Annotated in this window: 7 protein-coding genes; 4 read left to right on the plus strand and 3 right to left on the minus strand. The window is 44.1% G+C overall.

The features are described 5' to 3' along the window. Positions 1–21: 21 nt before the first annotated feature. Positions 22–3,417 carry an exodeoxyribonuclease V subunit gamma gene (gene recC / locus Q0203_RS02755; protein ID WP_297929341.1) on the plus strand — a complete coding sequence of 1,132 codons (3,396 nt, stop codon included), beginning with the start codon at positions 22–24 and terminating at the stop codon, positions 3,415–3,417. 2 nt (positions 3,418–3,419) lie between these two features. On the opposite strand, the gene rimI is transcribed toward recC, so the two are convergent. Then, positions 3,420–3,863: a ribosomal protein S18-alanine N-acetyltransferase gene (gene rimI, locus Q0203_RS02760; protein WP_296027782.1), complete on the minus strand. Its 444-nt coding sequence runs from the start codon at positions 3,861–3,863 to the stop codon at positions 3,420–3,422. 12 nt (positions 3,864–3,875) lie between these two features. Continuing rightward, positions 3,876–4,316: a DNA polymerase III subunit psi gene (locus Q0203_RS02765; protein ID WP_297929343.1), complete on the minus strand. Its 441-nt coding sequence runs from the start codon at positions 4,314–4,316 to the stop codon at positions 3,876–3,878. 67 nt (positions 4,317–4,383) lie between these two features. Between Q0203_RS02765 and rsmC the strand changes: the two genes are divergently transcribed. Both rsmC and Q0203_RS02775 read left to right on the plus strand, forming a co-directional pair. Beyond that, the gene (rsmC, locus tag Q0203_RS02770) at positions 4,384–5,388 is read left to right on the plus strand and encodes a 16S rRNA (guanine(1207)-N(2))-methyltransferase RsmC (RefSeq protein ID WP_297929345.1); all 1,005 of its coding nucleotides are present in this window, start codon (positions 4,384–4,386) and stop codon (positions 5,386–5,388) included. Between the two features lie 85 nt (positions 5,389–5,473). Continuing rightward, the gene (locus tag Q0203_RS02775) at positions 5,474–6,895 is read left to right on the plus strand and encodes a sucrose-specific PTS transporter subunit IIBC (protein WP_297929346.1); all 1,422 of its coding nucleotides are present in this window, start codon (positions 5,474–5,476) and stop codon (positions 6,893–6,895) included. 186 nt (positions 6,896–7,081) lie between these two features. Here the strand turns inward: Q0203_RS02775 and serS are convergent, their stop codons facing one another. Continuing rightward, positions 7,082–8,389: a serine--tRNA ligase gene (gene serS, locus Q0203_RS02780; protein ID WP_297929348.1), complete on the minus strand. Its 1,308-nt coding sequence runs from the start codon at positions 8,387–8,389 to the stop codon at positions 7,082–7,084. A gap of 307 nt (positions 8,390–8,696) precedes the next feature. On the opposite strand from serS, the gene Q0203_RS02785 reads away from it, so the two are divergent. Further along, positions 8,697–10,364: an anaerobic C4-dicarboxylate transporter gene (locus Q0203_RS02785; protein ID WP_297929350.1), complete on the plus strand. Its 1,668-nt coding sequence runs from the start codon at positions 8,697–8,699 to the stop codon at positions 10,362–10,364. Positions 10,365–10,519: the final 155 nt, after the last annotated feature.

Below are 10,519 nucleotides of genomic sequence, written 5' to 3' on the forward strand. Positions count from 1 at the left end.
GAGCTCATTTCCGGAGGCAGCGTGTTTACTGTTTATCATTCGAATCAACTTGAGGTGCAAAAGAACATTCTCGTTGAATTAATTCAACGTCAACCGCTGAGCAATCCATTACAGCCGGAAACGGTACTGGTGCAAAGTCCGGGCATGGCACAATGGTTACAGTTACAAATCGCTGAGCAAAAAGGCATTGCGGCGAATTTTGCGTTTCCGATGCCCGCCAGTTTTATTTGGCAGCTTTATGCAGAAAATTTGCCCGATGTGGCGCAAAGCAATCAATTTAATAAAAATGCCATGATGTGGCGTTTGATGCGCTTAATTCCTCAATATTTAGAGCAAGAGGCTTTTTACCCTTTACGCCATTATCTGACGCACTCTGTTCAATCGGAGCAATTTAAACTCTACCAACTTGCCGGGAAAATCGCCGATTTATTCGACCAATATTTGGTTTACCGCCCGGACTGGATTGCCGCTTGGGAAGCGCACCAAGAGGCAGATATTCATCATCAAATTGAAGCTCAATCAAATTTCAATAATGATCGTTTATCGGCACAGATTGAACAAAATATCGCCTGGCAGGCGAGTTTGTGGCGGGCTTTAGTGCAGGCGGTCAAGACGGAAACAGGATTAGATTTGGTGCAACACCGAGCGCATTTACACCAACTATTGTTAGAAAAACTCCGTGAAAATCGACCGCTCTTTCTGCCTGAACGCCTTTTTATTTTCGGTATTCCGGCGTTGCCAAAAGCCTATTTAGAAATTTTTCAAGCCATTAGCCAATATTGTGATGTGCATTTGTTCTTCAATAATCCTTGTCAGGAATATTGGGGCGACATTGTGGATCCCACATTTGTCGAAAAATTAGCGCTACGCACTCGTACCGATTATTTCAACCAGGTTAATAAACCTTTGTTGTCCGCAGACCAAATGGCGCAGGTAGAGAAGCAATGGGAAGTGACCTATGCACAAGAAAAATTGCAAGTCGGCAACCCATTGTTGGCTTCATGGGGAAAATTGGGACGCGATTTTTCTTATTTATTAACGCAGTTAGAACCGAATGAGATTTCTGCCTATGCGGAGATTGAACCGCAGAATTTATTGAGTCAAATTCAGCATCAGATTTTGCATCTTATGCCGAGTGGCAGCGAGCCGTTAAACTATCAAGAAAATGACCGCACTTTAACCTTCCATGCTTGTCACAGCACGATGCGGGAAGTGGAAGTCTTGCAGGATTATCTGCTGCATTTATTACAAGAAAATCCCCATTTGACCCCAAAAGACATCATCGTGATGGTGGCGGATATTGATAAATACACGCCTTATATTCGCGCGGTTTTCGGGCAACATGCTACGCCGCAAACTGCCATTCCATTTTCTATTTCAGATAACAAATTATCGGAAAATGATGTGGTTATTGCCGGTTTCCTCTCTTTATTGCAGCTCAAAGAAAGTCTTTTCAGTGCAGAAGACGTGTTGGCGCTGTTAGATGTGCCGGCAATACGCCAACGCTTTAATATTGAATTGCAGGATTTGGCGCAAATTCGAGATTGGGTGAAAAATGCCGGCGTGCGTTTTGGTTTAGAGAAACAAAGTGAAGAACCTCATGGTAAGGTGCAAAGCAACTACAATTCCTGGCAAGCCGGTTTGGAACGTATGTTGTTGGGGTATGCCTTACGGGAAGAAAATGGTATTTGGCAAGACAGCCTTGGATTGGACAACAGTTTCGGCTTAAAAGGTCAGCTGGCAGGGCAACTGGCTGAGTTTATCGCCGCATTATCAGATTGGTTCCAAACGTTGCAACAACGCTATTCCGTAGCGCAATGGCAACAACATTTGTTGACCTTAACGGATCGTTTCTTTGCGGCGACAACAGAAACCGAGGAAACCTTATTTTATATTAAAGACGTGATTCAGCAATTTGCAGAACAGTTACAGGACGTGCATTTTGATGAACTCTTGGGCGTTGATGTTGTGACTGATGTCATGAGCGGTGCGTTAGAAGAAAACCCAAATCACTACCGTTTCTTGGCCGGCAAAGTGAATTTCTGCACGTTGCTGCCGATGCGTTCTATTCCATTTAAAGTGGTCTGCCTGCTCGGTATGAATGACGGTGAATACCCACGTCAACAGCCGCCAAATAGTTTTGACTTAATGCAGTATCACCGTATTAAAGGCGACCGTGCGCGCCGTGATGATGATCGTTACTTGTTCCTTGAGGCTTTGTTATCTGCGCAGGAATATTTGTATATCAGCTACATCGGACGTTCTATTTCAGATAATCAAGAACGTGAGCCCTCCGTATTGGTGAGCCAGTTGTTGGATTACATCGTGGAAAATCTGCCGGATGAAGGAAAGGATTGGCGGGCATTGCTGGTGCAGCAACACGGCATGACGGCATTCAGTCGAAAAAACTTTAAAAAAAACGACCGCACTTTCAGCCAATCTTTTGCGCAACAATGGTTGCCTTTGGTGAATTCGCAATCCAATCAGGCATTGTCGGATTTCATTCAACCGACAATAGCGCAGGAGGATTTCGAACAAGAAACGGAGATTGAATTTTCTCGTTTGGTGGCGTTTGTGAAAAATCCGGTGAAATTTTTCTTTGAGCGCCGCCTCGGTGTGAATTTTTCCGAGCAGGAAGAAAGTATCGCCGACAGTGAAAATTTCGTTTTGAATAATGGCTTAGAGAAATATCTGATTCATGCGGACTTGGTCGATGTCGATGAACACCAAATCGACGCGTTTTTTGATCATTTGAAGGTGAAAGGCGTCTTGCCAAGAGGTGAATTTGCGACACTCTACGCCAATAAATTATTGGATGAAGTGGCGGAATTTAAACACTATATTGCTGATTACGTGAAACAAACACCACAAAACCGTTTTGTACAAATGACCTTGCCAACGGTATTCGGTAATATCACCTTATCAGGCAATATCTCCCACTTATATGGCGACCCGTTACAGCGTGTGACTTGGCGCATGGCAACCGTCAAAGACAAAGATCGTATTGAAGCTTGGTTATATCATTTATTGTTGTGTGCCACGCAGTCGCAGCCGACGGAATCCCTTTTCCAAGGCAAGGACAAACGCGAGATCTTTAAAGTGGTGTCTCAACAGGATGCCCTTGCGCAACTGCAAATTTATGTCGAAAGCTATTTAGCCGGGCAGTCGCAATTACAGCTGATTCCAACACAGGGCATTGAGGCATATCTAAAACAGATTGCTAACGAAGAGGCGGTTGATGGTGAGAAGTGCTTTGCTCAGTTAACAAAAATTGCCGAAGGGGATGATTATTCCCGTGGCGATTTATATTGGCAACGTGTGTTGGTACAAACGCAGGAATTAGACTTGGCGTGGATAAATCAGCAGGTGAAGGCGTGGTTTGCACCGATGTTGCAAGCGATTAAGAGGGAAAAATAGTCTTATAAATAGGCCGCCATGACCACGGCATTCTCCCGTTTGCCATCGGGAGTCGGGTAATAGTTTTTGCGGATATCCACTTGATTAAAGCCCAGCGAATCATAAAGCGCTTGGGCTTTTTTATTGGATTCGCGCACTTCTAGCCACAATGTCAAAATGCCTTTTTGTCTGAGTTGGGTGATGAGCTCGTTTAAGAGCTGTCGTCCAAGTCCCAAGCCTTGTTTTTGCGGATCGATAGCAATATTAAACAGGGTGGCTTCATCTAATACTGTCTGACAAATAGCAAATCCATAAATCTGATGTCCTTCGACGATCTTTAAATTGAGATAACGCTCGCCTTGGTTATTTTTCAGCGTACCTAAACTCCAAGGCACGGCGTGAGCAGCCTGCTCAATGGCATAAAGTGCGTCAAAATCTTGTGCTTCAATGGGCGAAATGGTTATCACGATAAATCCTTGTTATTCGGCATTGATGGAAGGGGATTGTTGAATGGTTTGCCAAAATTGACGTTTTGCCTGCGGATTTTGTTTAAATTCCTCAAGATCACCTGACTGCCACACATTTAATGGTTGTGGGAGAGATAAAGTGCGGTCATTTTCCGAGGTGTTTTGAGAAAGCAACCAATAACTGACTTTATGGTTAACTTGCAAATAAGCAAGCTGTTCAAAGGTGATGTTTAATACTTGCTCGCTATCCAGGTTCAGGCCGCGTAACACATCCTGCACAACAGGTTGTTGCAATAGATTTTGCTGACTGATGATAATCAAACGAATATGCTCGGCGACAGTGATATTCATTGCGCCTTTCAACGCTTCCGGGCGCACTAACTGCCATTGGCTGATGCCCATTTGTTGCAGTAATACATCTCGACGGGAGTAAGGTTGGCGCGTTTCTTGCATATCTAAAATCAATTCAATCCAGTATAATGGGCGCCCATTTTAACCAATAAGGCAGAGGATTAATAGCGTGATTTGTGCAGAAAGTGAAGTGCTGGAACGTCATCTGGATTTTTTAACGGGGAAGTCGTTATTGCTTACGGGAGCCGTGAACGATGAGTTTCTTTCCGATTTACGATGCCAAGGTTTTAACGCCCGTGCTTGGAGTTGGTATTTTGATTACGCCAACCGAGAAAATCAAAAGCAACAAAGTGCGGTGGATTTTTCCCTCGAATTTCAACGCCAAGCCGATTTGATCCTGTTTTATTGGACGAAGAACAAGCAGGAATGTCATTTTCAATTAATGCAAATGCTTGCCAAAAGCCCGGTGGGACAAGAAATACTCATTGTCGGCGAAAATCGTAGCGGCGTACGTTCTGCCGAAAATAGGCTTGCGGACTTCGGCGATATTCACAAAATCGACTCTGCCCGCCGTTGTAGTCTTTATCATTTTCAGCTAAAAAATCCACCGCACTTTGATCTGAATTCCTTCTGGAAATCCTACCAACATCCACAACTTGCTGATGTCACCGTGTATGCGTTGCCGGGCGTATTCAGCGCAGCCGAACTGGATGGCGGCACCGCATTGTTGTTGTCCACGTTAAAAAATGTGTCGGGCGATGTACTGGATATCGGTTGTGGCGCAGGCGTGATTGGCAGTTACATTCAAAAATATCATCCGAAAACCAAGCTGGTGATGACGGATATTCACGCCATGGCGCTTGAATCGGCACAGCGAACCTTGCGAGAAAATCAGTTGCAAGGCACGGTGCAGGCAAGCGATGTGTTTTCTCATGTGGAAGGTAAATTTGACCTGATCATTTCCAACCCGCCGTTTCATGACGGCATTGATACCGCCTATATCGCCGTTAATGAGTTGATTAAACAAGCCAAATGGCATCTTAAAGCCGGTGGTGAATTGCGTATTGTAGCGAATGCCTTTTTGCCTTATGCCGACTGGCTGGATCAACATTTCGGTAGCCATGAGGTATTGGCGAAAAATAATAAATTTAAGGTGTATTCAGTGCGCGGATGAGTGAATCCTGCACTAAATTTTGCTGGCTCGGCAAAAACCTTTTAGCTAGAATTCTACCTATTATTTACTACTTCGGGAGAAGACTATGAACTTTCCTAACATCGCCCAACAAGTGATTGAAAAACTTGGTGGCAAAGAAAATATTGTCACTGCGGCTCACTGTGCTACCCGTTTGCGTATTGTGCTAAATGATGAAAGCAAAGTGGACAAGGAAGGCATCGACAATATTGAAGGGGTAAAAGGGCAGTTTGCGGTTGCAGGGCAATATCAAATTATTTTTGGTTCCGGTACCGTGAATAAAGTCCACGCTGAATTAACCAAATTGCTGGGCATCGGCGATGTGAGTAAAGCGGAAGTGGCAGAAACGGCAGGCGGTAATCAAAGTTTGTTGCAACGTTTGGTAAAAGGTTTAGCGGATATTTTTGTACCGATTATTCCGGCCATCGTAGCAGGCGGTTTGTTGATGGGTATTTACAGCATGCTCACCGCCAAAGGGTTCTTTGTAGATGAACTCAGCGTCATCGACATGCATCCCGAACTCAAAGATTTTGTGGATTTCATTAATACCATTGCTAATGCACCGTTTGTGTTCTTGCCGGTATTGCTTGGTTTCTCTGCCACCCGTAAGTTTGGCGGTAACCCATTCCTTGGGGCCGCATTAGGGATGTTATTGGTTCACCCGGCACTGGCTGACGGTTGGAACTATGCTTTAACGCTAGCAGAAGGCAAAATCCAATATTGGAATGTGTTTGGTTTGCAAATTGAACGCGTAGGTTACCAAGGCACCGTGATCCCAACCTTAATTTCCGCTTGGGTGTTGGCAACGTTAGAAAAAACATTCCGTAAATTTGTACCGTCTTATCTAGATAACCTGATTACCCCGTTATTTTCCTTATTTATCGCCGGTTTCTTGGCGTTTACCCTCATTGGCCCAATCGGACGTGAAGCAGGTTCATTAATCGCGGCAGGGTTGACCTGGTTATATGACACATTAGGTTTCATCGGCGGTGCGATTTTCGGTACTTTCTACGCACCCATCGTGATTACCGGTATGCACCAAACCTTCATTGCGGTGGAAACCCAATTATTGGCGGAAATGGCACAAACCGGCGGTACCTTTATTTTCCCAATTGCGGCAATGTCTAACATTGCACAAGGCGCCGCCTGTTTGGGCGTGGCATTTGCCTTAAAAGATCCGAAAGTTCGTGGCTTGGCCATTCCTTCTGGCATTTCTGCGCTGCTGGGTATTACCGAGCCTGCCATGTTCGGGGTGAACTTGCGTTACCGTCAAGCCTTTATCGCGGCGATGATTGGCTCCGGTCTGGCGAGTGCGTTCATTGCCTTCTTTAACGTCAAAGCCATTGCCCTTGGTGCGGCAGGTTTCTTAGGTATTCCGTCGATTAAACCGGAAAGCCTTGCCATGTACAGCATCGGTATGGCCATTTCCTTTATTGTGGCGTTCAGCCTTTCCACGATTTTAGTGAAACGGGCGCAAGCCAAAGCTTAACCACAAAAAATAGGCAACACCTCAAAGATGTTGCCTATTTTTTTAGATCCAATTCTCCATAAAAACCACCGCACTTTTCATGATATTACCGATGAGAATCTGCCCTTGAGGGTATTTCAGGCTGGCTTTTTAACGAACAGACTCAAGTGCGGTGGTTTTATGTCGATTTTCTAAATTGCGTATGGGTTATTTACCAATCACCTCTAATCCGCCCATGTAAGGACGTAAAACCTCCGGTACGGTAATCGAACCGTCAGCATTTTGATAGTTTTCCAAAACTGCCACTAAGGTGCGACCCACGGCTAAACCGGAACCATTGAGGGTGTGCACCAAACGAGGTTTCTTGTCACCTTTCGAACGACAGCGTGCTTGCATACGACGCGCTTGGAAATCCCACATGTTAGAGCAAGAAGAAATTTCACGGTACGTATTTTGCGCCGGTACCCAAACTTCTAAGTCGTAAGTTTTGCAAGAACCAAAGCCCATATCACCAGTGCAAAGCAGCACTTTACGATATGGCAAGCCAAGTAATTGTAAGACTTTTTCCGCGTGGCCGGTAAGCTCTTCCAACGCTTCCATAGATTTTTCCGGCTCTACGATTTGTACCAATTCCACTTTATCAAATTGGTGCATACGAATTAAACCGCGCGTATCACGTCCGTAAGAGCCTGCTTCAGAACGGAAACATGGCGTATGTGCGGTCATTTTTAACGGTAAATTTTCCGCTTCTAAAATGTCTCCACGTACCAAGTTAGTGACCGGAACTTCCGCTGTCGGAATCAATGCATAAGTGCGTTGCACTTCATTTGGGTCTTGCCCTTCTAGCGGTTTAGTATGGAATAGATCTTCACTGAATTTAGGTAATTGACCTGTGCCATAAAGCGTATCATGGTTCACTAAATAAGGCACATAAGCTTCCGTGTAGCCATGTTGTTCCGTGTGTAAATCCAACATAAATTGCGCGATAGCACGATGTAATTTGGCAATTTGGCCTTTCATCACCACAAATCGGGAACCGGTTAATTTCACCGCAGAAGCGAAATCCAAACCTTCTAAATTTTCGCCTAACGCAACATGGTCTTTTACCTCAAAATCAAATTTGCGTGGTTCGCCCCAACGGGATACTTCCAAATTTTCACTGTCATCTTTCCCCAAAGGTACTTCATCGGCAGGAATATTCGGGATGTTCAAGGCAATGTCATTTAAGGCGTTTTGTACTTTGTCTAACTCCACTTTACCTTGCTCTAATTCTGCCGCCATGTGGTCCACTTCCGCCAACAACGGCGCAATGTCTTCTCCACGGGCTTTTGCCGCACCGATCGCTTTAGAACGGGCATTACGTTCTGCTTGTAGCGTTTCGGTTTTTACCTGTAAGGCTTTGCGTTGTTCTTCTAATTGCGTGATATTTGCCACATCAAGCGTAAAGCCACGTTTAATTTTTAATTTTTCTGCAACTTCTGCCAAATTATTACGAAGTAAATTCGGATCGATCATACTGTAACCTTTCTTCTTCTGTTTATTAATACTGCGTTAAAAACTGTGTTTATTCTATATCGTATTGAACCAATAAACTAGCAAAAACATGGACTAAAGTGCGGTTGAAAATCACCGTGTTTTTTCTCATTGCCCGCTTTTTTACAGGTTAGGCGAGAAGTGAATCGTCGCTATACGTTGAAAAATACGCCGATAAAAGTTTGATGTAACGCAAAAATTTTCCTAATTCTACTACTTAATAAGTAGCCTTAATGCTAGACTGGCGTTGATTTTCTCACCACCAAATGAAATTATTTCTGGAGTCTCTATGGAATTTCTCATGAACTTAAGTGAAGGCACGCAATTTGCTATTCAACTTGCGATCGTCTTAATCTGTTTATTCTACGGTGCCAAAAAAGGCGGTATCGCTCTCGGTTTATTAGGCGGTATCGGTCTTATTGTGTTGGTGTTCGGCTTCGGCATTGAACCGGGTAAACCGGCAATCGATGTCATGTTAACCATCCTTGCGGTGGTAGTAACATCTGCAACGTTACAAGCCAGTGGCGGTTTAGATGTGATGTTGCAAATTGCAGAAAAATTACTGCGTAAAAATCCGAAATACGTCAGTATTCTCGCCCCGTTCGTTACTTGCACCCTGACGATTCTTTGCGGTACCGGACACGTGGTTTATACCATGTTACCGATTATTTACGATATCGCGATTAAAAACGACATTCGTCCGGAACGCCCAATGGCAGCCAGTTCTATCGCCTCACAAATGGGTATCATCGCTTCCCCGGTTTCCGTTGCGGTCGTCACCTTAACAGCTTTCTTGGTGAATGCACAAAACCATTTAGCCGGTTTTGACGGTTACTTAGATTTATTAAAAATCACTGTGCCATCCACCCTTTGTGGTGTTTTAGCTATCGGTATCTTCAGCTGGTTCCGTGGTAAAGATTTAGATAAAGACCAAGAATTCCAAGAAAAATTAAAAGATCCTGAATTCAAAAAATATGTGTATGGCGACAGCGCTTCCCTACTCGATAAAAAATTACCACAATCCAGTTGGAACGCAATGTGGATTTTCTTCGGTGCCATTTTAGTGGTTGCCTTATTAGGTTATTTCAAAGAATTGCGTCCATCTTTTGAGAAAAGCACACCGGCTCAAGTGGTTGAAGTGCTTTCAGGCGATAAAGCAGTCAAGAGCTTTAACGTGAAAGACGGCAAAATTCTTGCCGTAGCCAAAGACGGTAAAGTTGCGCTTGATGTTAAAGACAACAAAACCAAAGCAAAAACCGCTTATGACAGCGTTGAAATTTACGACGACAAAGGTACATTAACCCAAACTGTTGTTTTACAAGATAACAATGTGATTATTACTGCCGGCGACAAAACAGAAACCATTGAAAACGCGATAATCGGCTTAAAAGACACGGTGAAGAAAAAAGTCACTTTAGGCATGGTTCACGTTATCCAAATCTTCATGTTATTGGCCGGTTCATTAATAATCATCTTTACAAAAACCGATGCCGGCAAAATCAGTAAAAATGAAATCTTCCGTTCCGGTATGATTGCATTAGTTGCCGTATTCGGTATTTCTTGGATGGCAGAAACCATGTTTACCGTCCATACACCGATGATGAAAGCGGCATTAGGGGACGTCGTCAAAGCGCACCCTTGGACTTATGCTGTGATGCTATTGTTAATCTCTAAATTCGTTAACTCCCAAGCGGCGGCATTGGTGGCATTCGTACCGCTTGCCTTAGGTATCGGTGTTGACCCGGCAATTATTCTTGCCTTCGCAGCGGCTTGTTACGGTTACTACATTTTACCAACCTACCCAAGCGACTTGGCAGCGATTCAATTTGACCGTTCCGGTACCACTCACATCGGTAAATTTGTCATTAACCACAGCTTTATTTTACCGGGCTTAATCGGTGTAATTACCTCCTGTATCTTCGGTTATATCTTCACAACCCTGTTTGGATACTTGTAATTTAGAGTAGATTGAATCCCAAATAACAATCCGCACGTAAAACGTGCGGTTTTTAGGCTCCCCTATTCCCATATAAGGGCCTATACTTCACAAGCCCTAAAAGGGGCTTGTGAAAACCGGTCACCGTGTTTATTTTCATATCACTATTTTAGTGA

The sequence above is a fragment of the uncultured Aggregatibacter sp. genome, assembly GCF_938046485.1.
Classification (GTDB): Bacteria; Pseudomonadota; Gammaproteobacteria; order Enterobacterales; family Pasteurellaceae; genus Aggregatibacter.